This window comes from Mesorhizobium sp. WSM4817 (assembly GCF_055811135.1).
Genome location: NZ_JBVVQQ010000026.1, coordinates 14,463 through 39,567 on the forward strand (window position 1 = coordinate 14,463; position 25,105 = coordinate 39,567).

General features: G+C 62.5%; 23 protein-coding genes and 1 pseudogene. 4 read left to right on the top strand and 20 right to left on the bottom strand.

Annotated elements, in window-relative coordinates; all coding sequences use genetic code 11:
• Positions 1–11: 11 nt before the first annotated feature.
• Complete coding sequence (irrA, locus tag AC0L2K_RS27885) at positions 12–443, bottom strand: iron response transcriptional regulator IrrA (RefSeq protein ID WP_023802128.1); 432 nt, start codon at positions 441–443, stop codon at positions 12–14.
• Between the two features lie 242 nt (positions 444–685).
• On the opposite strand from irrA, the gene fabA reads away from it, so the two are divergent.
• From fabA to fabI, 3 genes are all read left to right on the top strand, one after another.
• Positions 686–1,204 (top strand): 3-hydroxyacyl-[acyl-carrier-protein] dehydratase FabA, encoded by a 519-nt coding sequence (gene fabA, locus AC0L2K_RS27890; RefSeq protein WP_023802127.1) that lies wholly within the window; start codon positions 686–688, stop codon positions 1,202–1,204.
• Positions 1,205–1,333: 129 nt separating this feature from the next.
• Entirely contained in the window at positions 1,334–2,554 is a 1,221-nt protein-coding gene (fabB, locus tag AC0L2K_RS27895) for a beta-ketoacyl-ACP synthase I (RefSeq protein WP_091599979.1), read from the top strand.
• 12 nt (positions 2,555–2,566) lie between these two features.
• Complete coding sequence (gene fabI, locus AC0L2K_RS27900; RefSeq protein ID WP_473532909.1) at positions 2,567–3,379, top strand: enoyl-ACP reductase FabI; 813 nt, start codon at positions 2,567–2,569, stop codon at positions 3,377–3,379.
• Positions 3,380–3,420: 41 nt separating this feature from the next.
• Here the strand turns inward: fabI and AC0L2K_RS27905 are convergent, their stop codons facing one another.
• From AC0L2K_RS27905 to rimP, 10 genes are all read right to left on the bottom strand, one after another.
• Positions 3,421–4,431, bottom strand: a complete 1,011-nt coding sequence (locus AC0L2K_RS27905) for a class I SAM-dependent methyltransferase (RefSeq protein ID WP_287226901.1) — start codon at positions 4,429–4,431, stop codon at positions 3,421–3,423.
• Positions 4,432–4,522: 91 nt separating this feature from the next.
• Positions 4,523–6,670, bottom strand: a complete 2,148-nt coding sequence (pnp, locus tag AC0L2K_RS27910; protein ID WP_023802123.1) for a polyribonucleotide nucleotidyltransferase — start codon at positions 6,668–6,670, stop codon at positions 4,523–4,525.
• Between the two features lie 406 nt (positions 6,671–7,076).
• The gene (gene rpsO, locus AC0L2K_RS27915) at positions 7,077–7,451 is read right to left on the bottom strand and encodes a 30S ribosomal protein S15 (protein ID WP_274609416.1); all 375 of its coding nucleotides are present in this window, start codon (positions 7,449–7,451) and stop codon (positions 7,077–7,079) included.
• Between the two features lie 77 nt (positions 7,452–7,528).
• Positions 7,529–8,623 carry a magnesium/cobalt transporter CorA gene (corA, locus tag AC0L2K_RS27920; protein WP_473532910.1) on the bottom strand — a complete coding sequence of 365 codons (1,095 nt, stop codon included), beginning with the start codon at positions 8,621–8,623 and terminating at the stop codon, positions 7,529–7,531.
• A gap of 43 nt (positions 8,624–8,666) precedes the next feature.
• The gene (gene truB / locus AC0L2K_RS27925; RefSeq protein ID WP_287217761.1) at positions 8,667–9,629 is read right to left on the bottom strand and encodes a tRNA pseudouridine(55) synthase TruB; all 963 of its coding nucleotides are present in this window, start codon (positions 9,627–9,629) and stop codon (positions 8,667–8,669) included.
• Entirely contained in the window at positions 9,629–10,066 is a 438-nt protein-coding gene (gene rbfA, locus AC0L2K_RS27930; RefSeq protein ID WP_023802119.1) for a 30S ribosome-binding factor RbfA, read from the bottom strand. The genes truB and rbfA overlap by 1 nt, the downstream gene beginning before the upstream one ends.
• 213 nt (positions 10,067–10,279) lie before the next feature.
• Positions 10,280–12,847 carry a translation initiation factor IF-2 gene (gene infB, locus AC0L2K_RS27935; protein ID WP_473532911.1) on the bottom strand — a complete coding sequence of 856 codons (2,568 nt, stop codon included), beginning with the start codon at positions 12,845–12,847 and terminating at the stop codon, positions 10,280–10,282.
• On the bottom strand, positions 12,844–13,494 hold the full coding sequence (locus AC0L2K_RS27940) for an RNA-binding protein (protein WP_473532912.1): 651 nt from the start codon (positions 13,492–13,494) through the stop codon (positions 12,844–12,846). Before AC0L2K_RS27940 ends, infB begins: the two co-directional genes overlap by 4 nt.
• A gap of 38 nt (positions 13,495–13,532) precedes the next feature.
• Positions 13,533–15,128, bottom strand: coding sequence for a transcription termination factor NusA (nusA, locus tag AC0L2K_RS27945; protein WP_023802116.1), 1,596 nt, complete (start codon positions 15,126–15,128; stop codon positions 13,533–13,535).
• A 48-nt stretch (positions 15,129–15,176) separates the two neighbouring features.
• Positions 15,177–15,821 carry a ribosome maturation factor RimP gene (gene rimP, locus AC0L2K_RS27950; RefSeq protein WP_128174033.1) on the bottom strand — a complete coding sequence of 215 codons (645 nt, stop codon included), beginning with the start codon at positions 15,819–15,821 and terminating at the stop codon, positions 15,177–15,179.
• 321 nt (positions 15,822–16,142) lie between these two features.
• On the opposite strand from rimP, the gene AC0L2K_RS27955 reads away from it, so the two are divergent.
• Positions 16,143–16,307 carry a hypothetical protein gene (locus tag AC0L2K_RS27955; RefSeq protein ID WP_023802114.1) on the top strand — a complete coding sequence of 55 codons (165 nt, stop codon included), beginning with the start codon at positions 16,143–16,145 and terminating at the stop codon, positions 16,305–16,307.
• Between the two features lie 82 nt (positions 16,308–16,389).
• Here AC0L2K_RS27955 and trmB read toward each other — a convergent pair whose 3' ends face one another.
• The 9 genes and pseudogenes from trmB to AC0L2K_RS28000 form a co-directional block, all read right to left on the bottom strand.
• Entirely contained in the window at positions 16,390–17,091 is a 702-nt protein-coding gene (trmB, locus tag AC0L2K_RS27960; RefSeq protein ID WP_023802113.1) for a tRNA (guanine(46)-N(7))-methyltransferase TrmB, read from the bottom strand.
• Positions 17,092–17,117: 26 nt separating this feature from the next.
• The gene (metK, locus tag AC0L2K_RS27965) at positions 17,118–18,431 is read right to left on the bottom strand and encodes a methionine adenosyltransferase (protein WP_210163894.1); all 1,314 of its coding nucleotides are present in this window, start codon (positions 18,429–18,431) and stop codon (positions 17,118–17,120) included.
• A gap of 328 nt (positions 18,432–18,759) precedes the next feature.
• Complete coding sequence (locus AC0L2K_RS27970) at positions 18,760–19,179, bottom strand: helix-turn-helix domain-containing protein (RefSeq protein WP_023802110.1); 420 nt, start codon at positions 19,177–19,179, stop codon at positions 18,760–18,762.
• 140 nt (positions 19,180–19,319) lie between these two features.
• A complete protein-coding gene (gene lnt / locus AC0L2K_RS27975) occupies positions 19,320–20,912 on the bottom strand; it encodes an apolipoprotein N-acyltransferase (RefSeq protein ID WP_287258261.1) in 1,593 nt (530 codons plus the stop codon).
• Between the two features lie 180 nt (positions 20,913–21,092).
• Positions 21,093–21,917 (bottom strand): alpha/beta fold hydrolase, encoded by an 825-nt coding sequence (locus AC0L2K_RS27980; protein WP_473532913.1) that lies wholly within the window; start codon positions 21,915–21,917, stop codon positions 21,093–21,095.
• An 86-nt stretch (positions 21,918–22,003) separates the two neighbouring features.
• Positions 22,004–22,464: pseudogene (locus tag AC0L2K_RS27985) on the bottom strand (VOC family protein).
• Positions 22,465–22,481: 17 nt separating this feature from the next.
• On the bottom strand, positions 22,482–23,555 hold the full coding sequence (locus AC0L2K_RS27990) for a hemolysin family protein (RefSeq protein WP_023802107.1): 1,074 nt from the start codon (positions 23,553–23,555) through the stop codon (positions 22,482–22,484).
• Positions 23,556–23,582: 27 nt separating this feature from the next.
• Positions 23,583–24,089 (bottom strand): rRNA maturation RNase YbeY, encoded by a 507-nt coding sequence (ybeY, locus tag AC0L2K_RS27995; protein ID WP_091600007.1) that lies wholly within the window; start codon positions 24,087–24,089, stop codon positions 23,583–23,585.
• Positions 24,090–24,101: 12 nt separating this feature from the next.
• Entirely contained in the window at positions 24,102–25,094 is a 993-nt protein-coding gene (locus AC0L2K_RS28000; RefSeq protein ID WP_287305617.1) for a PhoH family protein, read from the bottom strand.
• Positions 25,095–25,105: the final 11 nt, after the last annotated feature.

Here is a 25,105-nt window from a genome sequence, read left to right on the forward strand (position 1 = left end):
AAAAGCGCCGATCACTCGCAGCGTTTCGGGCGCAGCCTCACGACGATATCGACATTGGCGATCTCCATCCCCTCCGGTGGCTCCGGCAGGTTGGAAACCGTGACAGGACCGCTGGCGATGTCGAAAATCCTGTTTTCGCCCTCAATGTAGAAATGATGGTGATCGGAGGTGTTGGTGTCGAAGTAGGTCTTCGACCCCTCGACGGCCAGGATGCGCAGAAGGCCCGCCTGGGTGAATTGATGAAGGGCGTTGTAGACGGTGGCGAGCGATACCGGCACGCCGGCGGCGATCGCCTCCTCGTGCAGTTCCTCGGCCGACAGATGGCGGTCGCCTTTGGCAAAAAGCAGATCGGCCAGCGCAATGCGCTGACGCGTCGGCCTCAGGCCAGCTTCGCGAACCCGCTTGTCCACAGCGACATTTTCCTTCCGGCAGCCCAGATCCATCTATCCGTCCAAGCTCAAGTTTCGCCTCAAGAGCTGCCCAGAACGGCAAAAAACGAACATTGACCGAACCTGGACATCCCCCGACATATATTCTGTCGGCCGAATACGATCAATAGCGCGCATTGACCGTGGCAGGCGGGCAGGTTAAGCGCAAACGCCGGTTTCCGGCCGGAAATAGATTGTGCTAGGAACCAACGACAAGGGCGCGCTACCGCCCGGACGATTATTGGGGACGGAGACTGATGGCGGTTTCGAAATCCAGCTACGATTACGAGGAACTGCTTGCCTGCGCCCGCGGCGAGCTGTTCGGACCTGGAAACGCCCAACTCCCCTATCCGCCGATGCTGATGTTCGACCGCATCACCGAAATCAGCGAGACTGGCGGCGCCTTCGACAAGGGCTTCATCCGCGCCGAATTCGACATCAAGCCGGACCTGTGGTTTTTCGCCTGCCACTTCATCGGCAACCCGATCATGCCGGGATGCCTGGGCCTCGACGCCATGTGGCAATTGACGGGATTCTACCTCGGCTGGCTCGGCGAGCCGGGCAAGGGCATGGCGCTGTCGACCGGCGAAGTGAAATTCAAAGGCATGGTGACGCCGTCGGTCAAGAAGGTAGAATATGGCGTGGACTTCAAGCGCGTGATGCGCGGCCGGCTGGTGCTGGGTATCGCCGATGGCTGGCTGAAGGCGGATGGCGAACCCATATACGCAGCAACGGATCTCAAGGTGGGACTGTCCAAGCAATCGGCCGCCGCCTGACCGGCGCCTGCGCAGCGCGGCGAGTCCGCGGGAGGCGCAAAGGAAGCTGTAGAACTTAATTTGCGCATCCTTGTCCGGCAGGTTTCGGTCCGGCAGGTTTCGGGTTCATGCGCTGGAAAGGAGTTGCGAATGAGACGGGTCGTAGTGACAGGCCTCGGCATCGTGTCGTCGATCGGCAACAATGCCAACGAGGTGCAGGCCTCGCTGCATGATGCCAGATCCGGCATCAGCTTCTCCGATTCCTTCGCCGAACACGGCTTCCGCTGCCAGGTCTGGGGAGCGCCGACGCTCGACCCCGCCGCGCTGATCGATCGCCGCGCCATGCGCTTCCTGTCGCAAGGTGCGGCCTGGAACCATGTCGCCATGGACCAGGCGATCGTGGACGCTGGACTTGGCGAGAACGACATCACCAATGAGCGCACCGGCATCGTCATGGGATCGGGCGGACCATCGACCAGAACCATCGTCGAGGCCGCAGAAACCACGCTCAAGAACGGCAGCCCCAAGCGAATCGGCCCGTTCGCGGTGCCGAAGGCGATGTCGTCGACCGCTTCGGCGACGCTCGCCACCTGGTTCAAGATCCACGGCGTCAATTATTCGATCTCTTCGGCCTGCTCGACCTCGGCGCATTGCATCGGCAATGGCTACGAACTGATCCAGTGGGGCAAGCAGGACATGGTCTTCGCCGGCGGCCATGAGGACCTCGACTGGACGATGTCGGACCTGTTCGATGCGATGGGCGCCATGTCCTCCAAGTTCAACGACCGGGCATCGGCTGCCTCGCGCGCCTATGACGTCGATCGCGACGGCTTCGTCATTGCCGGCGGCGCCGGCGTGCTGGTGCTGGAAGAGCTCGAGCACGCCAAGGCGCGCGGCGCCAAGATCTATGCCGAGGTCGTCGGCTATGGCGCGACCTCCGACGGCTTCGACATGGTGGCGCCCTCGGGCGAAGGCGCGGTGCGCTGCATGCGGCAGGCGCTGGCGACCGTCTCTTCGCCGGTCGACTACATCAACACGCACGGCACCTCGACGCCGGTCGGCGACTCCAGGGAAATGGGCGCGATCCGCGAGGTGTTCGGCGAAAACATGCCGTTCATCACCTCGACGAAATCGCTGACCGGCCACTCGCTGGGTGCGGCGGGCGTGCAGGAATCGATCTACTCGATCCTGATGATGCAAGGCGGATTCATCGGCGAGAGCGCCCACATCGAGCAGCTCGATCCGGAATTCGAGGGTATGCCGATCGTGCGAGAGCGCATCGACGATGCCAGGATCGACACCGTCCTGTCCAACTCGTTCGGTTTCGGCGGCACCAACGCAACGCTGATTTTCCAGCGCTATTCCGCATAAGGACTGCCAACCATGGACGGATTGATGAAGGGCAAGCGCGGGCTTGTCATGGGTGTCGCCAACGACCATTCGATCGCCTGGGGCATCGCCCGGAAACTGTCCGAACATGGGGCGGAACTCGCCTTCACCTATCAGGGCGAAGCCTTCGGGCGCCGGGTCAAGCCGCTCGCCGACAAGCTCGGCTCCTCGCTGGTCGTGCCTTGCGACGTCGAGGACAGCGCATCGGTTGCCGCCACCTTCGAGACCTTGGGCGAGGCCTGGGGCGGCCTGGACTTCGTCGTCCACGCCATCGGCTTTTCCGACAAGAACGAGCTGAAAGGCCTTTACGCCGACACCAGCCGCGACAATTTCGTCCGCACCATGGTCATCTCCTGCTATTCCTTCACCGAGGTCGCCCGTCATGCGGCCGCGCTGATGAGGGACGGCGGCTCGATGATCACACTGACCTATGCCGGTTCGGTCCGCGTCATGCCGAACTACAACGTCATGGGCGTCGCCAAGGCCGGGCTTGAAGCCAGCGTCCGCTATCTCGCCAACGACTACGGCCCGCGCGGCATCAGGGTGAACGGCATATCCGCCGGACCGGTACGGACACTGGCCGGCGCCGGGATTTCCGACGCACGCCACATGTTTTCCTACCAGCAGCGCAATTCGCCGCTGCGCCGCACAGTGACCATCGACGAAGTCGGTGGTTCCGCGCTCTATCTGCTGTCCGACCTGTCGTCGGGCGTCACCGGCGAAATCCACTATGTCGATTCCGGCTACCACATCGTGTCGATGCCGGCGCTCGACGAGCTGAAGCGGACCGACAGCGGACGAGAGTAATTTCGGCCGCAGAAGATGCCGTTGTCCGCGTGAACCAGCCTTCAGCGGCGCGCCGCGAAAACCTTGAACATGCCGTCGCGGGCAATCTCGGCATGGCTGGAGAAGGCGGCCGCCAGCACCGGCTCGTAGGGAAGCTGGCGGTTCGCCACCATGAACAGCCGACCGCCCGGCTTCAGCGCCTTTGCCGCGGCGCGGATCATGCCGGCGCCGATCTCGGGCTCGGCCGCCCGGCTGCGATGGAAGGGCGGGTTCATGGCGATGGCGTCATAGCGCCGCTCGACCGGCTCGCTCAAAAGATCGATCCAGAAGAAGTTGGGTTCCGCTGTGTTGCCGATATTGAATTTCGCCGCCTCCAGCGCATCGAACTCGGCCTCGTAGAGATCGAGCGCCGATATGCCAGGTGAGCGGGCGGCGACCTCGGCCGCCACATAGCCCCAGCCGGCGCAGAAATCGGCAACGCTGCCACGCAGGTCGCCGGGCAGATTGTCGACCAGCAATCTCGAACCTGCATCGATCTTGTCGAAAGAGAACATGCCTGGTGCGGTGCGGAACCGATCCTCGACCAGAAGGGCTGGATTGGCGGCGCGAAGTGCCGTTGCGAGCGCAGCATCGGCAGGTTGATGAAACCAGAAGGCGATGCCGTGATGTTTCGGCAAATGGCCGTCGAGCGGCACAAGCTCGTCGATGCGCTTGCGCAGGCTGGCAATGCCATCGTCCTTGGCGCCGGCAACGATAATCGATCCGCCCGGCCTCACACACTCGATCGCCTCGGCGATGCGCAATTCGTTCTGCCCGCGATGGCGGCCGGCAAGCACCAATGCCGCATCGAAGCCTTCGCCCTCCGGGCGCGGCGTGACGGTGAAACCGGCCGCCTGCAGCGCGCGATAGTGCGGCCGGAAGCCTTGCACCAGATGCAGTGCTGCATCAAAACCTTCGGGCAGGCGGAAGCCCGGCTCAGCGCCCAGAAAGAGGACACGCTCGCCCTTACGCGGCAAGGAAACAGCCTCCGCCTCGAACGGATGGAACAGTGTCTTCAGCGGCTCAGCGGACATTTTTCGATCTCGAAGTGCAGCTGGCTTGACCAGAAAATGAAAGCGGGCGCGACCTGTCGGCGCGCCCGTTTCGATTGTTCGGTCAGATCGCTCAGGCGGCGTCTTCTTCGCCGTCGGCCTTCTTGTCGCGGGCGATTTCCTTGCCGGTGGCCTGGTCGACGACCTTCATCGACAGGCGTACCTTGCCGCGTTCGTCGAAGCCCATCAGCTTGACCCAGACCTTGTCGCCTTCCTTGACGACGTCCGAAGTCTTGGCGACGCGATCATTGGCGAGCTGCGAGATGTGGACGAGGCCGTCACGCGGACCGAAGAAGTTGACGAAAGCGCCGAAGTCGGCGGTCTTGACGACCGTGCCCTCGTAGATTTCGCCGACTTCCGGCTCGGCGACGATGGTGTGGATCCACTTCTTCGCCGCCTCAATCTCCTTGGCGTTGGACGAAGCGATCTTGACCGTGCCGTCGTCCTCGATGTTGATCTTGGCGCCGGTCTTTTCGACGATCTCGCGGATGACCTTGCCGCCCGAGCCGATCACGTCGCGGATCTTGTCGGTCGGGATGTGCATGACCTCGATGCGCGGCGCGAATTCGCCGAGTTCGGAGCGCGCGCCGGACAGCGCATGGCCCATTTCGCCGAGGATATGCTGGCGGCCGTCCTTGGCCTGATCCAGTGCGATCTTCATGATCTCCTCGGTGATGCCCTCGATCTTGATGTCCATCTGCAGCGAGGTGATGCCGTTGGCGGTGCCGGCAACCTTGAAGTCCATGTCGCCGAGATGGTCCTCGTCGCCGAGGATGTCGGAGAGCACCGCGAAGCGCTCGCCTTCCTTGATCAGACCCATGGCGATGCCGGCGACCGGCTTGGCCAGCGGCACACCGGCATCCATCAGCGCCAGCGAGGTGCCGCAGACGGTAGCCATCGACGACGAGCCGTTGGACTCGGTGATCTCCGAGACGACGCGCAGCGTGTAGGGGAACTGGTCCGATGTCGGCAGCATCGGGCGGATCGCGCGCCAGGCGAGCTTGCCGTGGCCGATTTCGCGGCGGCCGGGCGAACCCATGCGACCGGTTTCACCGACCGAATAGGGAGGGAAGTTGTAGTGAAGGAGGAACTTCTCCTTGTACATGCCGGTCAGCGAATCGACATACTGCTCGTCCTCGCCGGTGCCGAGCGTGGCGACAACCAGCGCCTGGGTCTCGCCGCGGGTGAACAGCGCCGAGCCGTGGGTGCGCGGCAGGACGCCGACTTCGGAGACGATCTTGCGAACCGTCTTCAGATCGCGGCCGTCGATGCGCGAACCGGTGTCGAGGATGTTCCAGCGCACCACCTTGGCCTGGAGCTCCTTGAACACGGTGCCGATCTGCTCGGACGTATACTTGGCTTCTTCGCCTTCGGCGGGTGCGAACGCAGCCTTGACCTTCGCCTTGACGGCGTCGACGGCGGCATAGCGCTTCTGCTTGTCGGTGATCTTGTAGGCATCGCGAAGCTCGCCTTCGACGATCTTCAGCATCTCGGCTTCAAGCGCCGAATAATCCGGCGCGGTGAAGTCACGCGGATCCTTGGCGGCGACTTCTGCCAGCTTGATGATGGCGTCGATCACCGGCTGGAAGCCGCGATGGCCGAACATGACGGCGCCGAGCATCAGATCCTCGCCGAGTTCCTTGGCTTCGGACTCGACCATCAGCACGGCGTCGGAGGTGCCGGCGACGATCAGGTCAAGCTTGGATTCCTGCATCTCGTCGACATGCGGATTGAGCACATATTCGCCGTTGATGTAGCCGACGCGGGCGCCGCCGATCGGACCCATGAAAGGGACGCCGGACAGCGTCAAAGCCGCCGAGGTGGCGACGATCGACAGGATGTCCGGGTCGTTTTCGAGATCATGCTGGACGACGGTGACAACGATCTGCGTGTCGTTCTTGTAACCGTCAGCGAAGAGTGGGCGGATCGGACGGTCGATGAGACGGGAAACCAGCGTTTCCTTTTCGCTCGGACGGCCTTCGCGCTTGAAATAGCCGCCCGGGATCTTGCCGGCGGCATAGGTCTTTTCCTGGTAGTTGACGGTCAGCGGGAAGAAATCGAGGCCGGGTTTTGGTTCCTTCATCGAAACGACGGTGGCGAGAACCTTGGTTTCGCCGTAGGTGGCGAGCACCGCGCCGTCAGCCTGGCGCGCAATCTTGCCGGTTTCGAGGATGAGCGGACGGCCGCCCCATTCGATTTCCACTTTGTGGTGATTGAACATGTCTTGTCCTTCATATGCGGAAAGGGCCGCGCCATTTCACCGTGCGCGAGTGCCCGTTTCCCTTGGCTTCGTTTCTCGGGCAGCCACGGGCAAGACAACGGGAAGCTCGGGTAAATCCGGCGCGGGTGCCGCGCGAGCGTCCTGCAATCCTGCCCCATGACCGTCCATGGGCGGTTTCGAATGGCCCTGTGCTATATCGAAACCGGGTCTGGCCAATCGATCCGACTGGCCTTGCGCATGACCCGAAAACCGCGGCTCTCGGAAATGCCTTGCGCAAATTCAAAGTTTCAGAGCGTCCCATGTGCGCGTCCAAATCGAAGCGCGGCGCTCTACTTCCTTCATTGGAGCAATGGACTGCTCCAATGCGCGACCGGCGGGCTCTCGAAAGAACCCGCCGGTCAATTCGTCAACGGCGCAGACCGAGCTTCTCGATCAGCGTCTGATAGCGCGCGTCGTCCTTGCGCTTGAGATAATCAAGCAGGCTGCGGCGCTGGGAGACGAGAGCGAGCAGACCACGGCGGGAATGGTTATCCTTCTTGTGGTCCTTGAAATGGTCGGTCAGGTTCTTGATGCGCTCGGAAAGGATGGCCACCTGGACTTCCGGAGACCCGGTATCGCCCTTGGCGGTTGCGAATTCACCCATCAATTCCTTCTTGCGCTCGGCAGTAATCGACATCGTGTTTTTCCTTATCTGTTTGAGGAAACGGGACGCCCTCGGCCGGGATGTCGTCCAGCAGGGGCCGGTACAAGCAACGTGGCATTGCACGATGCTGCGGCGCATATAGGGCAATTCAGGCAAAAACACCAGCCCAATTCACAAGCCGGCTTTTTGCTGCACAAACGAAGATTTCGCCTCGGCTATAGCCACTTCTTCCATCTGAAGAAGGCGACAAGCCCGAGCGCGACAACGGCCATGAACACCAGCGCTGCCGGATAGCCGTATTGGGCCTTCAGCTCCGGCATGTTCCATGGCGAGGCTTCGGGATCGAAGTTCATGCCCCACACGCCAGCGAGAAAGGTGAGCGGGATGAAGATCACCGAGACGATCGTCAGATAGCTGATGACGTCGCTGGTGCGTGCCTGACCCAGCGACAGATGCATCTCGATCAGACCGGTCAGCATGTCGCGCTGGGTTTCGACCAGTTCGATGAGCCGAAGCGAGTGATCGAGCGTGTCGTTCAGGAAGATCTTGGTCTCGGGCTTGACGTAGGGCACGTCGTTGCGGATCAGCGTCGCCAGCGCGTCGCGCATCGGCCAAAGCACCCCCTTCAGCACGTTGGCGTCGCGCCGCAACTCGTGAAGCCGCCGCATCTGGTGCTTGTCCGCCGCGCGCAGCATTTGGTCCTCGATGCTGTCGACCAAGTCGCCGGCGGTCTCGATCGGCGGGAAATAACTGTCGACGATGGCGTCGATCAGCGCATAGGCGAGATAGTCGGCGCCGCGTGAGCGCAGCCGGTTGGGCATCGAGCTTTCGATGCGCTTGCGCACGGGATCGAACGGATCGCCTTCGCGCTCCTGGAAGGTGACGACGAAGTTCCTGCCGAAGAAGACCGCGATCTGCTCGTAGCGATGCGCGGTGACGTCGTCGATCATCCTGACGACGACGAAGGCATGGTCCTCGAAGAAGTCCACCTTCGGCCGCTGGCCGGTGTTGACGACGTCTTCCAGCGCCAGCGGATGCAGGCTGAAAATCCGGCCGATCTCCTCGATCAGCGGGATGTTGGCGAGGCCGGTGCAGTCGAGCCAGATGACCGGCCATGCGTTGCAATGAGCATTCAGGTCGTCGATGCTGGCATTTTCGATTGTCTCGAATTTGTCGGGCGACATCAGTGTCAGTCGCAGTTCGCTGCGCCGCGCCGCAGGGTCGGCGATCAGTGTGCCCGGTGATGCGCCAATCGGCGGCCGCCGTGCTGTCACCGGCGCCCGCTTCCTGATCGTCTCGGCCTTTGCCATGTGCCCCTCGAATGTACCTCTGATCGAGATTAGACGAGGGGGCTCAGCCGGCAAAGACCCGCTTCGGCTTGAACATGCCTTGCTCGATGGCGCCGATGGCGACCAGCTTGCCGCGCGCCGTGGCGCAGGCTTCCTCGGCTTCCACCGGCGCGTCGCGGCCACGGATGATGACCGGGTTGCCGAGGCGGATTTTTGTTGCCGCGTCGTCGCTGATCGCGATCTGCGGCAGGCAGTCGAGCGCGGCTGACGTGTCGACCAGAAACGCGTCGATGGCGTCGAAGTCGACCGGCACCGTGTCCGCTGAATCCGAACCCTCATCGGGCTGTTCGCCGAAGCGGGCGGCTTCCAGCTCGGCGATGGTGACGAAGTCTTCCTGCGTGAACGGCTCGACCTCGATCCGGCGCAGTTCGGCGATGTGACCGAAACAGCCGAGATCGCGGCCCATGTCGCGGGCCAGCGAGCGGACATAGGTGCCCTTGCCGCATTCGACCTCGAAAATGGTGCTGTCAGCACTGTGCTCGATCAGGTCGAGGCGGCCGATCTCGACTTCCCGCGCCGGAATGTCGACCGTCGCGCCGTCGCGGGCAAGATCATAGGCGCGCTCGCCTGCGATCTTGATGGCCGAAAATTGCGGCGGCGTCTGCATGATGACGCCGGTGTATTTTGGCATCAGCAAAAGCACATCGGCTTCAGCCGGACGCTGGTCGGAGCTTTTCGTCACCGGCCCTTCGAGGTCATCGGTCGAACGCTCCTCACCCCAGGCAACCGTGAAGCGGTAGACCTTGGCGCCATCCTGGACATAGGGGACGGTCTTGGTCGCTTCGCCGAGCGCGATCGGCAGCATGCCGGAAGCGAGCGGGTCGAGCGTGCCGGCATGGCCGGCCTTTTCCGCCTGGAACAGCCATTTGATCTTGGAGACGGCTTCGGTCGAACCCATGCCGACGGGTTTGTCCAGCACCAGCCAGCCGGAGATCGGCCGACCCTTCTTCTTGCCGCGACGCGCCACTATTTTTCGTCCTTGTCGTTGTCTTTGTTATGGTCGCCGATCTGGGCGTCTGGGCTGAGATCGCGCGCCACTTCGGGCGAGTGCAACAATTCGTTGATCTTCTGGAAATTGTCGTAGCTGGTGTCGAGCCGGAAGCGGAATTCCGGCATGTACTTCATCTGCCGGAGCGCGCCGGAAACGCGGCCGCGCACGAATTTCGCATGCTTGTTGAGCGCCTCGACCACCGCATCGGCATCACTGGCGCCAAGCGGCGAGACGAAAGCGGTGGCGATCTTCAGATCGGGCGACATGCGCACCTCCGAGACCGAAACCACCGAATTCTCGATCAGCGGATCGAGGATCTCGCCACGTTGCAAGGTTTCCGACAGCGCATGCCGCACCTGCTCGCCGACGCGAAGCATGCGCTGGGATGGACCTGACGTGGTTGAACGGGGCATTTTTCTCTATCCTGAAATCGTGAGGCACGGGATGGGACCGCGCCGCATGTCTCATATGATCCATCCCGATAGAAATCGGAATGGATCAGGCTCTATTTTTTGTTGACCATGATCCTCTCCGAACCCGGATACCACTTTTCGGGATCATGGTTTAGGCGGCAGCCTTTCGACCACCGGCCGGTCTGTAAATGCTCGAACTCAAGTTGCTCGAACTCAGAGCGTCCTGGTCACCATCTCGACGCGGAAGCACTCGATGACGTCGCCGACGCGCATGTCTTCGTAGTTCTGGAAGGCCATGCCGCATTCCTGGCCACCCGGAACCTCCGCAACTTCGTCCTTGAAGCGCTTCAGCGTCTTCAGCGTGCCTTCGTGGATGACGACGTTGTCGCGGATCAGGCGAACGCCCGCACCGCGCTCGACCTTGCCTTCGGTGACACGGCAGCCGGCGATCTTGCCGACCTTGGTGATGTCGAAGATCTCGAGGATCTCGGCATTGCCGATGAAGGTCTCGCGACGCTCCGGCGACAGCAGGCCGGACAGCGCCGCCTTCACGTCATCCACGAGGTTGTAGATGATCGAGTAATAGCGGATCTCGATGCCTGCGGCCGCAGCCGCCGCACGCGCCTGCACATTGGCGCGAACGTTGAAGCCGATGATTGCGGCGCCCGAGGTTTCCGCCAGCGAGACATCGCTTTCGGTGATGCCGCCGGCGCCCGCATGAACGATGCGCGCACGCACCTCGTCGGTGCCGAGCTTGTCCAGCGCTGCGCTGATCGCCTCGATCGAGCCCTGCACGTCGCCCTTGATGACCAGCGGGAATTCCTTCAGCCCGCTCGTCTGCAGTTGCGACATCATCTGTTCGAGCGAACCACGCTGGCCGGCATGCTTGGCCACCGCCTTCTCACGCGCCAGACGCTGGCGATATTCGGTGATCTCGCGGGCGCGGGCCTCGTTGTTGACGACGGCGAAGCGGTCGCCGGCCTGCGGGGTTCCCTGCAGACCGAGCACTTCCACGGGCATCGCCGGCGGCGCTTCCTTGATCTGCCCGCCACGGTCGTTGACCAGCGCGCGCACCCGGCCCCATTCGTTACCGGCAACGAGGATGTCGCCAGGCATCAGCGTGCCGGTCTGGACCAGCACCGTGGCGACGGGGCCGCGGCCCTTGTCGAGCTGAGCTTCGATGACGACGCCCTCGGCGGTGCGGTCCGGATTGGCCTTCAGGTCGAGGATTTCGGCCTGCAGCAGGATCGCTTCGAGCAGCTTGTCGAGATTGGTGCCCTTGGTCGCCGACACTTCGACGTCCAGCACCTCGCCGCCCATCGATTCGACGAAGACTTCGTGGCGCAGTAGTTCCGAGCGCACCTTCTGCGGGTCGGCGTCATGCTTGTCGATCTTGTTGATCGCCACAATGATCGGAACGCCGGCCGCCTTGGCATGGCTGATCGATTCGATCGTCTGCGGCATCACGCTGTCGTCGGCCGCCACTACCAGGATGGCGATGTCGGTCGCCTGAGCGCCACGGGCGCGCATTGCCGTGAAGGCGGCGTGGCCGGGCGTATCGATGAAGGTGATCTTGTTACCGTTCTTCTCGACCTGATAGGCGCCGATATGCTGGGTGATGCCGCCGGCCTCGCCGGACACGACATTGGCATTGCGGATGGCATCGAGCAGCGACGTCTTGCCGTGATCGACATGGCCCATGATGGTCACCACCGGCGGACGCGGCTCGAGATCCTCGGGACGATCGGCGATGTTGAAGAGGCCTTCCTCGATGTCGGACTCGGCGACGCGGCGAACCGTGTGGCCGAATTCGGTAGCGACCAGTTCGGCCGTGTCGGCGTCGATGACGTCGCCCGGCTTCAGGATCTGGCCCTGTTTCATGAAGAACTTGACCACATCGACGGCGCGCTCGGACATGCGCTGCGCCAGTTCCTGGATGGTGATGGTTTCGGGAAGTATCACTTCGCGCATGACTTTCTCGCGCGGTTCGTTATGCAGCGCGCGCTTGAATTTCTCCTGGCGCCGACGCATCGACGACAGCGAACGCGCACGCGCATCCTCATCGGAAAGTGCGGCATTCAGCGTCAGCTTGCCGCGGCGGCGATCTTCCTCGCCCTTGGTCGGCTTGGCCGGACGCGCCACTTCCGGCGTGACCGGACGGCGCACCGGGGCGCCGGCGCCGGTCCGCTTCGGCTTGATGTCCTCGTCGTCGACTGTCGCCAGTTCGGCGGTCAGCGGCGCGCGGCGGCGCGCCTCTTCCTCGGCACGCCGGCGGGACTCGGCCTCGGCCTGCAGCCGGGCTTCTTCCTCGGCTTGGCGGCGCGCGGATTCCTCGCGCTCGCGACGGCGGCGCTCTTCATCCTCGGCGCGGCGCTTGGCCTCGTCGATGGCGCGCTGGCGATCCTCGACGTCGCGCACCTTCGAACCCTCAAGAGCCCGGCGGCGCGCCTCCATTTCATCGCGCGACAATTGGTTCAGCACCATGCCGCCACGTTCGACCGGCGGCGGAGGCGGCGGCGCCTTGGGCGCTTCCTGCACAACCGGCGCTGCCGCGACCGGTGGCTTCGGCGTGAAGACGGACACAGGGGCAGCAACCGGCTCCGGCTTGTCACCGGGCAGCGAGAACTTGCGCTTCTTGGTCTCGACCACGACCGCCTTGGTGCGGCCATGCGAGAAGCTCTGGCGCACGGTGCCCTGTTCCGTACCGGGGCGCTTCAGCGTCAAAGTCTTCTTCGGCGTAACACTCAACGTCTTGTCGTCGCCCGATTTCGTATCGCTCATTCCATATCCTCTGCGGCATCATCTTCGTCAGCAACGGCCGCAAGCATTGCCAGATCGTCCGGGGAACCGCCCCGATACCGGTCGAGCGCAACCATGCGCTTCTGGACCGCCCTGCCCGCGTCTCCCGCGAGAACGGCAGCATGTATCACATTTGTACCCCCCAATGCCAAGCTCAACTCGGCCTCGGAGAAAAGTTTGTAGGCAAGGATGGCGGGGCCACCGAGGTGGACGGTTGCCCGTCGCGCCTGGCTGATCTTGCGGACGCCGTCATCTGACGCCTCGGTCGCATGCAACACGAAAAGCGCCAGCCCGCCACGCACCGCGCTCTCGACCTTGGTGGCGCCGAGCGCGATCGCGCCTGCCTTGCGGGCAAGACCGAGCATGCCCAGAGCGTATCTGGAAAGCAGCCCGTCGACCATGTCGCCGAGATCGGTCGGCACGGTCACCTGCGCCTTGAAGGCGCGAGCGAACAGGTTTTTCGCTGCCGCCTTGTCGATATGTAGGCGGTCGGCAGTCACCCAGCAACCGCGTCCGGGCAGGTTTTTCTTGATATCCGGAACGACGGCCGAATCCGGGCCGACGACGAAACGGATCAGTTCATCCGGTTCGGCCTGTCTGCGCGCGACGATGCAAGTGCGATCGTTCATCTCGTCCAAGGGCGGCTTGTGTGCGATGCGGTTTCACCTCACGCACCAACGGCTTCGTCAGCCGGCACGTCTTCGGCTGCAAGCTCGTCTTCGGTGATCCAGCCGGCCTTGAGGCGAGCAGCCAGAACCATCTGTTCAGCATCGGCCCGCGACACGCCGTGATTGGCGAGCACGCCCGGGAATACCTTCGTCTCGCCGTCCTTGCGTTCCTTCCAGCCGGTCAGATCATCGGCTGCATAGCCGGCGAAATCCTCGATCGTCTTCACGCCATCCTCGCCGAGCGTCACCATCATGGCGGTGGTCACGCCTGGAATCTCACGCAACTCGTCCTTGACGCCGAGCGCCTTACGCTTCTCGTCATGCTCGGCTTCGATCTTCTCCAGATATTCGCGGGCGCGAGCCTGGATTTCCGAGGCGGTGTCCTCGTCGAAGCCATCGATCGACGCGATCTCGTCGGCATCGACATAGGCGACTTCCTCGACGCTGGTGAAGCCTTCGGAGGCGAGCACCTGGCCGACCATCTCGTCGACGTTGAGCGCATCCATGAACAGAGCCGAGCGTTCGACGAACTCCTTCTGGCGTCGCTCGCTCTCTTCCTGCTCGGTCAGGATGTCGATATCCCAGCCGGTGAGCTGCGAGGCGAGCCGGACGTTCTGGCCGCGGCGGCCGATGGCCAGCGACAGCTGGTCGTCCGGCACCACGACCTCGATGCGTTCGGCGTCCTCGTCGAGCACGACCTTGGCGACTTCCGCCGGCTGCAGCGCGTTGACGATGAAGGAAGCGGCCGAAGGCGACCACGGAATGATGTCGATCTTCTCGCCCTGCAATTCGCCGACCACCGCCTGAACGCGGCTGCCGCGCATGCCGACACAGGCGCCGACCGGATCGATGGAACTGTCACGCGAGATGACGGCGATCTTGGCGCGCGAACCCGGATCGCGGGCGACCGACTTGATCTCGATAATGCCGTCGTAGATTTCCGGCACTTCCATGGTGAACAGCTTCGCCATGAACTGCGGATGGGTGCGCGACAGGAATATCTGCGGACCGCGCTGCTCGCGGCGCACGTCATAGACATAGGCGCGGACGCGATCGCCATATTTGTAATTTTCGCGCGGGATCAGCTCGTCGCGACGGATTATCGCCTCACCGCGGCCGAGATCGACGATGACGTTGCCGTATTCGACGCGTTTGACAGTACCGTTGACGATCTCGCCGATACGGTCCTTGTACTCGTCGTACTGGCGGTCACGCTCGGCCTCGCGCACCTTCTGCACGATGACCTGCTTGGCCGACTGGGCGGCGATGCGGCCGAAATCCATCGGCGGCAGCTGTTCGGCAATGAAGTCGCCGAGCTGGGCGTCGGGATTGCGCTCACGCGCCGAGGATATGGCGATCTGCGTCGCATAGTCGTCGACCTTCTCCACCACTTCCATCAGCCGCTGCAGCTTCATCTCGCCGGTATTCGGATTGATGTCGGCACGGATGTTGGTTTCCTGGCCATAGCGCGAGCGCGCCGCCTTCTGGATCGCATCGGCCATGGCGGCGATGACGATCGACTTGTCGATCGACTTCTCACGCGCGACCGCATCGGCGATCTGCAGCAGTTCGAGCCTGTTTGCGCTTACAACCATCTTTTTTCTCCCGAGCTTGTTGCCGAGCCTTTGCGCCCGGCAGCCCAATCACATTTCCTGTTCGGTTTCATCTTCTACGCCCGCTTCTACGCTCTCTGGCGCGTCTTCGGGCTCGCCGCGGCGCTTCTTGGCTTCCTTGCGCGCCCTGTTGTCCTTCGACAGTGCGTCGCGGATAAGGTCGTCGGTCAGGATCAGCCGTGCTTCGGCAATCGAATCGTAGGGCACACGCACCGTCGGCTGTTCGCCATAGGCCGCCTTGTCGCGCTCGATCAGCACGCCGTCCGCGTCGCTCTCGGCGATCTTGCCCTTGAAGCGCTTGCGGTCGGCGACGAGGACCGAGGTTTCCATCTTCACCAGATGACCCGTCCAGGTCGCGAAATCCGACTTTCGGACCAGCGGCCGGTCGATCCCCGGCGACGACACTTCGAGATGATACGCCTTTTCGATCGGATCATCGACATCGAGCGCCGGCGACACCGCCCGGCTGACCTCTTCGCAATCCTCGACGGTCATGGTGCCGTCCTCGCGTTCGGCCATGATCTGCAGCGTCAGTCCGTTCTGGCCCGTCAGATGCACCCTGACAAGGCGGAAGCCAATGGCACGCAGAACCGGCTGCACGATCAGCGCGATGCGCGCATCGATGCCGCTTTCGCGGATGATGCGGTCGTCGCTGTCGGGTACCGTTGCCGTCATTCTATTCCTGTCGCTTCGTCGGCGGCCGGAAGGTAACAAAAAAGAGCGGGACCGGGTGGACCCACTCTTCGCCATACCGACCAAGAATTTGAGCCTGATATAGACGATCGCAGCCGTCGTTTCAAGTCCGCATGCAGTCCGTGTCGGTAAGCAGATGAATTGTCCGCATGCAGGGTGGACGAAACTGTTGGGGGCGGCAGCGTTGCACAGGGCGCATGGCGGCCATGCGCCAACGTCCCTGTGATATCAGGCAGTACGCGCCTATCTATGCTGCGTTGCACAAAATCAATCACGCATTGCAGCAGGCGAAAGGGCATAATCATGACCAACCACAAGGTTTTCTCGGCCATCGGCGATTTCTTCACCGTCTTCGGCAGCGCCGTCGCCGCTTCGCACGCCGTCGAAGCCGGCCGCAAGCCGCGCGCACGCGATCTGCGCAATCTCGGCATGGATCCGGCCGCCTTCAACAAGATCGGCCGCTTCTAAGTCTAAGTCCGGCGACGCATGGACGAGGACATCTCTGGTCCTCATCGACGTCAAAGCGCACCTAGGCGCGCTTTGAATAGGACTATCTTCGGACGAAGGTGAGGTAGGCTGGCCGCCGGCCTTCGCGAACGGCCTTCGCCTCGTAGCGTGTACCCGGCCAACCCTTATAAGGCCGCTGCCAGTCGGCTGCCTCTTCAGCCTGCCACGCAAACGCTTCATGTGCCCGGCAGTGCAGCAGCGTCCAGTTCACATAGCTATCGATATCGGACGCAAAGCGGAATGTTCCGCCTGACGTCAGCACGCGCGCGAAACGGTCGAGATTGACCGGACTGACGAAGCGGCGCTTCCAGTGTTTCTTCTTCGGCCAGGGATCGGGATAGAGAAGGTCGATGCCGCCGAGCGAGGCTTGCGGGAGCCAGTCGAGCAGGCGCGTGGCGTCGTCGTCATAGACCCGAAGATTGGCAAGCGGCCGTTCCCTGACCGCCATCATCATCTTGGCCATGCCGTTGACGAAAGGCTCGACGCCGACAAAACCGGTCTCAGGAGCCGCCGTCGCCCGATGCAGCAGGTGCTCGCCGCCACCAAAACCAATTTCGAGATGAATGGCGCGGACATCGGCTTCGAACAGGCTGTGCAAGTCGGCCGGCGGTCCGGCCGTCAGATCAAGCCGGTAGGTGCTGAAACCGCTTTCCAGTGCCGCTGCCTGCTGCGGACGGATGGCCTTGCCGCGCCGGCGACCGAAAAATGCTTCGGTCGCACGGCTTGGCCGGTCTTTCGGATCCATGTCTTCCGGATCTATGGACGCCGCGGCTAGGCCGCGACTGCTTCGGCAGGCGCTTCGGCGAGTGCGTCCTTGAGAGCCTTGGCGAGGTCGGTCTTTTCCCAGGAGAAGGACCCGTCGCGGCCGGCCTTGCGGCCGAAATGACCATAAGACGACGTCTTGGCATAAATCGGCTTGTTGAGATCGAGATGGCGGCGGATGCCGGACGGCGACAGATCCATCACGGTGCGCAGCGCCTGCTCGAGCTTTGCCTCATCGACCCTGCCGGTGCCGTGCAGGTCGACATAGACCGACAGCGGCTGGGCCACGCCTATGGCGTAGGAAAGCTGGATGGTGCAGCGATCGGCGAGCTTCGCCGCCACCACGTTCTTGGCGAGGTAGCGGGCCGCATAGGCCGCGGAACGGTCGACCTTGGTGGTGTCCTTGCCGGAAAAAGCCCCGCCGCCATGAGGCGCAGCACCGCCGTAAGTGTCGACGATGATCTTGCGCCCGGTCAGGCCGGCGTCGCCGTCGGGCCCGCCGATGACGAACTTGCCTGTCGGGTTGATGTACCAGTTGCAGCTGTCGGCGATCTTCAGGTCGCCCAGCGCCTCGCGAATATAGGGTTCGACGACGTTGCGGACCTTCTTCGAATCCCAGCTGGCGTCGAGGTGCTGGGTGGACAACACGATTTGCGTCACTTCCGCCGCCTTGCCGTCGATATAGCGGACGGTGACCTGGCTCTTGGCGTCCGGCCCGAGCCGGCCGGCATCGCCGTTGCCTTCATGGCGCGCGGCGGCCAGCAGTTCGAGGATCTTGTGGCTGTAGTAGATCGGCGCCGGCATCAGATCCGGCGTCTCGCGGCAGGCATAGCCGAACATGATGCCCTGGTCGCCGGCCCCTTCCTCGCCTTGCCGGTCGGAGGCATTGTCGACGCCCTGGCCGATATCCGGCGACTGGCCATGCAGCAGAACCTCGATCTTTGCCGTCTTCCAGTGGAAACCGGCCTGTTCATAGCCGATTTCGCGGATCGCCTTGCGGGCGGCCGACTTGAACTTGGCCGGATTGACGAGCGGATGACCGGCGGCATCCATCAGGATGTTGCCGGCCTTGTCCTTCTTGAGCAGGGTCTCGGGGACGCGCACCTCGCCGGCGATGACGACGCGATTCGTGGTCGCCAGCGTTTCGCAGGCGACGCGGACCTTCCAGGGGTCCATGCCGGTCTTTCTGGCCTCGCGATAGACCAGATCGACGATCTCGTCGGAGATACGGTCGCAGACCTTGTCGGGATGACCCTCGGCAACGGATTCCGAGGTGAATAGATAGTTTTGCCGCGTCACGGGTGTCCCCTCTTGAAAAATCATCGGCACGCTGCCGATTGGCGCGCCACGTGTTAGCTGTGTCGAGCAGCGCTCGTCAAGCGGTGGGCACCATTATCTTGTACCACTTTGACCGCCGGCAGGCGGCCGCCAGCCTGCTTGGCTCCAGCACGTGCTTTAGCTTCAACACGTTGATGGAGAAAGACTTTGAGCATGGCTGTCGAGCAAAATCGATCCGCCCTCCTGCACGCCTGCGGGATGTAAATTCCACGATGCGCGAGATCGCAAGAAATTGCCTGCCCGCAATGACGACTTCGCTATCTTCGACTTTTCAACCGCTACCCAATCAATCGACCCAGACCAATCTGCGTAATCAATCGACTGCGTCGGAGGAAAGGGCCTTCACAAGCTCGATAACCTTGCGGCGTATCTTCACGTCGGTGATCTTGACGAAGGCCCGGTTGAGTTGAAGACCTTCAGGACTGCCGCAGAATTCGACGGCAGAAGCCATTGATGCATCCTCGGCAAATCCGCGGTTGCCCACGGCCTCCTGGCCCGGCGCGTCCTCGAAAAAGAAAGCGACAGGCACACCCAGTATCGAGGCGATTGCCTGCAAACGGCTGGCGCCAACGCGATTGGTACCCTTTTCGTATTTCTGTATCTGCTGAAACGTTATACCGAGGTTCTCGCCCAGCTTTTCCTGGCTCATTCCCAACATATTGCGACGAAGCCTGATGCGACTTCCGACATGGATGTCGATAGGATTCGGCTTCTTCTTGTTTTCTTCTGCCATTTTTTCCTCGCCGAATTTTTCCGGCTTTTTGTGTTTTTTCTGCCCAAAACGAAGCCGGCGGCCAGTGCCCCAACAGAACCGACGTGCTGACTTCGAGAAATTTCAGGCGGTTACAGTATGAGTTTCTAATGTGTCGACTGTCAATTCGCCCGTAGCCGTTGCCTTACATTCATTGTGAAAGCGGCGAGAGCGAACAGCAACATGATCATCAGTCCATTAATGCGTCTTTGGCTGGAAGAAACGATGGCTCGATTGGAAATCGGCACGTGGACATCGATGGCTCCGCGGGCGTCGATCGCCAGCGCGTCGAGGATGTGTCCGCGCGGATCGACGACAGCGGAAATGCCGTTATTGGCTGCACGCAACAATGGCACCCCGTTCTCCACCGCACGAATCTGCGCCTGCCTGAAATGCTGGTACGGACCCGGCGTGTCACCGAACCACGCGTCGTTCGTGACATTCACAATAAGCTCAGCTGACGTTGCGTCAACCGCCACCAGATCGGGAAAGATGACTTCGTAGCAAATGAACGGAAGCACGCGGATGCCGCCGGGCAACGCGATCGGGTGCCGCTCATTGCCCGCCGCGTAGGTTGTCGGCCCGGCGACGAGTTGTTTGAGCCCCAAGCGGCCAAGCAGGTCGGCAAAAGGGAGATATTCGCCAAAGGGCACCAGATGAACCTTGTCGACTGCATCGGCGATTTGACCCTTGTCGTCGATCGCCACCACCGAATTGTAGTACCGCCTGTCGGCATCATCCGCCGACCCGCCTTCCTCCCGGACGACGCCGGCGATCAGCGTCTGGCCGTCGCCAAGCATCTCTCCCAGCGCGGTCAGCGCATCGGGACGTTCGGCGAAAAAAAACGGCACGGAGGTTTCCGGCCACAGGATCAATTGCGGCTTGGCATGACCAGTCTCTGGCGCCTTGGCCGAAAGCCCCATCAGTGTAGCGAAAATCCGGTCGGGCACTGAAGGGTCCCACTTTTCGCTGAGGTCGACGGCCGGCTGCACGATGCGGACGTCGATTGCGCGGGTTGCGGGTTCGACCTTGGCAGCAAGCCTGACATAGCCGAAGCCGACATGGGCCGCGACGAGAACGGCAGCCAGTGCACCCCCAAGGCGGATATGCCGGCGCGCCGCAAGCAGGGCCGGCAAGGCAAAGACGAAGACCGCCAGCGCGTTGATGCCGACCATGCCGGTCACCGACACGCTCTGCATAAGCAAGGGCACCGGCATCGCCGCGTAGCCGACGGCATTCCAGGGAAAGCCGGTGAACAGAAAGTCGCGCAGCCATTCCGCCAAGCCGAAGCCGAAGGCAAGGGCGGCGATGCGGCCGATGTCGTTGCTCCACAGCAGCCGGGCAACCGCTGTCGCGAAGCCATAGAAAAAGGCGAGCGCCAGCGGAATTCCGACCACTGCGAAGGGAAGCGCCCAGGCGAAACTGTCGGCCTCGACTAGGAGTGCTGAGCCGATCCACCACAATCCGGCGAGAAAATAGCCGAAGCCGAACCACCAGCCGACGGCGAAGGCCGGCCGCAAATGCCGGAACCAGCCATCGGAGGCTTCGCCAGTTGCGCCGTCGAGGAGCCAGACCAGCAGCGGAAACGAAACGAAACAGACGGCGAAGAAATCATAAGGCGCCTGGGCAAGAACCGCCAGCGCACCGGCAAGAAACGCCACAAGCGCGCGGCGCCAGCCCCACAGCAGAATTATCCGGCCGGCCAGGCGCTTCATCGATGCTTCCGAGTCGTGCGAATCACGGCAGAAGATTTATCAGGCCGCAGTCCACGCTCCAAACGGCCATGCTTCAGCCAGACTGCCGGATTAGGTCTGCTGGATAGGTGGGGCGACTGACGCCGGCAAGATAAGTGTCGCATGTGAATTGTCGCGCAGACCGCACGTGCCGGTGTATCACTATAATGCGCGTGATAGAAATGCGTTCAGCCGCTCCAGCACGAGATCCGGGGCTTCGAGCTGAGGCAAGTGACCGACGCCAGGTAATGTTTCGAACGATGCCTGCGGGATCAGCGTATGAAGCGCTTTGCCTCGCTCCAGCGGGATCCATGGATCGTCCTTGCCCCAAATTATCTTTACCGGACACCTGATATCACCGAACGCCGGCTCGACTTCGGCGGTATATTTTTCGTCGGCTTGCGCGAATTGCCGATAGAAGCTTCCTCGTCCCTCCTCGGCAAGCCACGGCTCGGCAAGTTTCTCGAAATCTCCGGGCGCGATGTCATTTACGATCGCCCCCTTGATATATGCTTCCACGAGCGCTCTGTGGATATGCGGCGGCAGGCCCAGAAAGGCATCCACATGGCGACCGACATGATCGAAGAACTCCGATCCCCAAGGGCGCATGGCGACGACATTCATCAGGACATACCGCTCGAAGTCGCAGCCATGCAGCAAATGCGCCCGTAGCGTCGTCGCTCCGCCGAAATCATGGGCAACAACGGTGGGCTGCTCAAGGTCCCAATGCGCGAGCATCTCGGCGAATACTTCTCCTTGCACATCGAGTGAGGTGCGCTGCTCCGCGCGTTTGTCGGATCGCCCGTATCCGGGCATATCGTACCAGTGGACACGATACCGCCTTGCAAGATCTGGAATAATCCGATGCCATGAGAACGAAGACCACGGCCAGCCGTGAGCCAGCACAAGCGCGGGTCCACTACCAAATTGACCCGCTGCCACAGCGCCCGCGGATGTTTCCACGGTCTCATCGAGTTTCCACGACATCAGACATTCTCCTAGTACTCAGGACAGCGTCCGAATTGGTTCGCAAACCATGTAGTTCGAGACCGCTTCCCACCCATTGCTGAAATTCAGCCCGAGGATTCTAGTCGGTGCCAGCCTTCAATCTGCAGATCGCCCAGCCGTTCAGCCTCCTCGCATGGAACAACGCGTACGGTCTGGGAAAATGTCCAGACGTGACCTTCAGGATCGCACGCCCTGTACTGCCGTTCACCGTAAAACTGGTCAGCCGGCTCCTGGACGATCTCGGCTCCCGCCGTAGGCCGTCCTTGAGGCGCACATAAACCGACTGCGTGTTCTTGCCGGCGACCGACGCGGGACTGGCTACATGGTCGGCCCATTCGGAATCGACGATCATGTAGCCGTCACCGAACCGCATCTCGGAATGGACGAGCCTGTCATCAGCGTCGCTGACCACCATGCTCGGCTCGAAGCCGAAAGCCTTTTCAAGCCAGATCAAGGCGGCGCGCGGATTCCTGTAGAATATGCTGGAGCCCAAGGTTGAGCGCTTGAACGGATCGTCGACCATCATCGGGCGAGCGGCGTCTTTCAAGCCTGCTCGGCGCGGACGGCGCGCCGCCGGCGCTCGCTTTTCTGGGTCTCCACGATGCGCACACGCTTGACGCGGCGTGGATCGGCGTCGAGCACATGGAATTCGAAGCCGGGGATGGCCTGCACCACTTCGCCGCGTGCAGGGACCCGGCCAAGCGTGTTGAAGATCATGCCGCCGATCGTGTCGACATATTCGCCATGCTCGCCGGCGGCAAAATCCTCGCCGATCATCTTGGCGACATCGTCGATCTCGGCCTTGCCGTCGACGACGAACACGCCCTCGCCGGTCTGGGTGATCATCGGCTCGTCCTCGTCGTGCTCGTCCTCGATGTCGCCGACCACCATCTCGACGATATCCTCGAGCGAGACCAGACCATCGGTGCCGCCATATTCGTCGATGACCAGCGCCATCTGGGTGCGCATCGCCTGCATGCGCCCCATCAGGTCGGAGGCGAGCATCGACGGCGGCACGAAAAGCACCGGGCGGATCAGGGTCAGGTCGCCGATGGTGCGCGTGAGATCGACCTTGGCGAGATCGAGAAGCGTGGCAGGGGCGGCTTTCCTGGTCGTCCTGCTCTTTCTGACGCGGGCCAGCTTGGTGATGTGAGCGAGCACGTCGCGGATGTGGACCATGCCACGCGGGTCGTCGAGCGTCTCCGAATAGACCGGCATGCGGGAATGGCCGGACTGCTCGAACAGTCCCAGAAGATCGCCCAGGTTCGTCGTGATCTCGACCGCCTCGATGTCGGCGCGCGGCACCATGACATCCTCGACACGAACCTCGCGCAGGCGCAGAATGTTGTTGAGCATGGCCCGTTCGCCGGGCGAAAAGGCGCCGGCATCGCTCGCCGTTTCGGCAAGCGCGTCGGCGATCTCCTCGCGCAGGCTGGTGCCGTTGCGCTGCCTGAACAGGCCGAGCACGCGATCGAACAGGGAAGGACCGGCAGGCGATGGCTCGCTGGCGAAGCTGCCGGTCGTGGTACTCGGACTAGAGTCCTCTTCCGTCTGTTCGGATGGCTTGGTCGCACTGCCGGCGTCTGGGTGGGCGGCAGTCTCTGGTTTGTCGTTCATCGTCGTCCGGTCATTTGATCTTTTTAGTTACGCGTAGGGATCGGGAATGGCAAGCCTTGCAAGTGCTGCGCGTTCGACGGCTTCCATTTCTTCGGCCTCGGCGTCGGTCTCGTGATCGTAGCCCAGCAAATGCAGCAGGCCATGGATGACGAGATGGGTGATATGGTTGTCGACAGGCTTGTCTTCCAGTGCGGCTTCCCGCGCGACCGTCTCGGCGGCCAGCACAATGTCGCCGAGCATGGGCGGCAGCGGACGGCCCTTGGCGAGCGGAAAAGCCGGGAAAGACAGGACGTTGGTCGGTTTGTCCTTGCCGCGCCATCCCGCATTGAGACTGCGGATGTGGGCATCGTCAGAAAAAACGATGCTGAGCTCGGAACGGCCGGCCGCGCCGGTTTCGGCAAACGCGGCGGCAACGGCGCGATCGACCAGCCGCGTCAGCGCGGCCTCATCGGGCCAGTCGCCCGCTTCGACTGCTATATCGATGTCGACGGGGACCGGAAGATCCCCGCCTACAGATTTTTTGTCCTCAGCCATAAGGCTGCATCTTCAGCCTTCGGCGCCCAGGCCCCGGGCCAGCTTGCCGTCGCGGTCGTAGGCCTTGACGATCTCGGCGACCAGCGGATGCCTGACGACGTCGCCTTCGTTGAAGCGCACCGTCACCATGCCGGTGACGCCGTCGAGGATCCTGAGCGCCTCGACCAGACCGGATTTGGTGTTTTGCGGCAGGTCGATCTGGGTCGGATCGCCGGTGACGATCATGCGCGAATTCTCGCCGAGACGGGTCAGGAACATCTTCATCTGCATCGGCGTGGTGTTCTGCGCCTCGTCGAGGATGACGGCGGAGTGCGCCAGCGTGCGGCCGCGCATGAAGGCCAGCGGCGCGATCTCGATCACCTCGGCGGCAATCGCCCGCTCGACCTTGTCGGCCGGCATCATCTCGTAAAGCGCGTCATAGAGCGGCCGCAGATAGGGATCGACCTTCTCCTTCATGTCGCCGGGCAGGAAGCCGAGCCGCTCGCCGGCCTCGACGGCAGGCCGCGACAGCACGATGCGCTCGACCATGCCACGTTCGAGCAGCATGGCCGCATGCGCCACCGCCAGGAAGGTTTTTCCAGTGCCAGCCGGGCCGATGCCGAAGACGAGCTCGGACCGCTCCAGCGCGCGCATATAGGCGTCCTGGTTGAGCGAGCGGGCATAGATCGTCTTCTTGCGCGTCGATATCTGGGCGGCTGACACCTTGCCCTTGCGCTCCAGCGTCGGCAGCGTCAGCTGGTCGTCGGCGGCGATCGCCATGCGCACGGCGCCGTCGACGTCCGACTGGCCGATGTCAGCGCCTTTCTGGAGAATGCCGTAGAGATTATCCAGGGCGCGGCGCGCCTGCTCGGCGGCCGAGGCGGAGCCCTTGATGGTCAACTGGTTGCCGCGCGAGCGGATATCGACGCCAAGCTTCTGCTCGAGCCTGGCCAGATTCTCGTCGAACTGGCCATAAAGGGCGCTGGCAAGCTTGTTGTTGTCGAAAGTCAGAACGATGTGCGCCATATCCGAAGCCC

Bases quoted from the DNA above. Each gene is read 5' to 3' on its own strand.
- AC0L2K_RS27955 (WP_023802114.1), top strand. From the start codon at position 16,143: ATGACCAACCACAAGGTTTTCTCGGCCATCGGCGATTTCTTCACCGTC.
- infB (WP_473532911.1), bottom strand. From the start codon at position 12,847: ATGAGCGATACGAAATCGGGCGACGACAAGACGTTGAGTGTTACGCCG.
- AC0L2K_RS27990 (WP_023802107.1), bottom strand. From the start codon at position 23,555: ATGAACGACAAACCAGAGACTGCCGCCCACCCAGACGCCGGCAGTGCG.
- rbfA (WP_023802119.1), bottom strand. From the start codon at position 10,066: ATGCCCCGTTCAACCACGTCAGGTCCATCCCAGCGCATGCTTCGCGTC.
- fabI (WP_473532909.1), top strand. From the start codon at position 2,567: ATGGACGGATTGATGAAGGGCAAGCGCGGGCTTGTCATGGGTGTCGCC.
- metK (WP_210163894.1), bottom strand. From the start codon at position 18,431: ATGATTTTTCAAGAGGGGACACCCGTGACGCGGCAAAACTATCTATTC.
- rimP (WP_128174033.1), bottom strand. From the start codon at position 15,821: ATGACGGCAACGGTACCCGACAGCGACGACCGCATCATCCGCGAAAGC.
- fabB (WP_091599979.1), top strand. From the start codon at position 1,334: ATGAGACGGGTCGTAGTGACAGGCCTCGGCATCGTGTCGTCGATCGGC.
- rpsO (WP_274609416.1), bottom strand. From the start codon at position 7,451: ATGCGCCGCAGCATCGTGCAATGCCACGTTGCTTGTACCGGCCCCTGC.
- fabA (WP_023802127.1), top strand. From the start codon at position 686: ATGGCGGTTTCGAAATCCAGCTACGATTACGAGGAACTGCTTGCCTGC.
- AC0L2K_RS27905 (WP_287226901.1), bottom strand. From the start codon at position 4,431: ATGTCCGCTGAGCCGCTGAAGACACTGTTCCATCCGTTCGAGGCGGAG.
- AC0L2K_RS27970 (WP_023802110.1), bottom strand. From the start codon at position 19,179: ATGGCAGAAGAAAACAAGAAGAAGCCGAATCCTATCGACATCCATGTC.
- AC0L2K_RS28000 (WP_287305617.1), bottom strand. From the start codon at position 25,094: ATGGCGCACATCGTTCTGACTTTCGACAACAACAAGCTTGCCAGCGCC.
- pnp (WP_023802123.1), bottom strand. From the start codon at position 6,670: ATGTTCAATCACCACAAAGTGGAAATCGAATGGGGCGGCCGTCCGCTC.
- nusA (WP_023802116.1), bottom strand. From the start codon at position 15,128: ATGGTTGTAAGCGCAAACAGGCTCGAACTGCTGCAGATCGCCGATGCG.
- irrA (WP_023802128.1), bottom strand. From the start codon at position 443: ATGGATCTGGGCTGCCGGAAGGAAAATGTCGCTGTGGACAAGCGGGTT.
- trmB (WP_023802113.1), bottom strand. From the start codon at position 17,091: ATGGATCCGAAAGACCGGCCAAGCCGTGCGACCGAAGCATTTTTCGGT.
- AC0L2K_RS27980 (WP_473532913.1), bottom strand. From the start codon at position 21,917: ATGTCGTGGAAACTCGATGAGACCGTGGAAACATCCGCGGGCGCTGTG.
- AC0L2K_RS27940 (WP_473532912.1), bottom strand. From the start codon at position 13,494: ATGAACGATCGCACTTGCATCGTCGCGCGCAGACAGGCCGAACCGGAT.
- corA (WP_473532910.1), bottom strand. From the start codon at position 8,623: ATGGCAAAGGCCGAGACGATCAGGAAGCGGGCGCCGGTGACAGCACGG.
- ybeY (WP_091600007.1), bottom strand. From the start codon at position 24,089: ATGGCTGAGGACAAAAAATCTGTAGGCGGGGATCTTCCGGTCCCCGTC.
- lnt (WP_287258261.1), bottom strand. From the start codon at position 20,912: ATGAAGCGCCTGGCCGGCCGGATAATTCTGCTGTGGGGCTGGCGCCGC.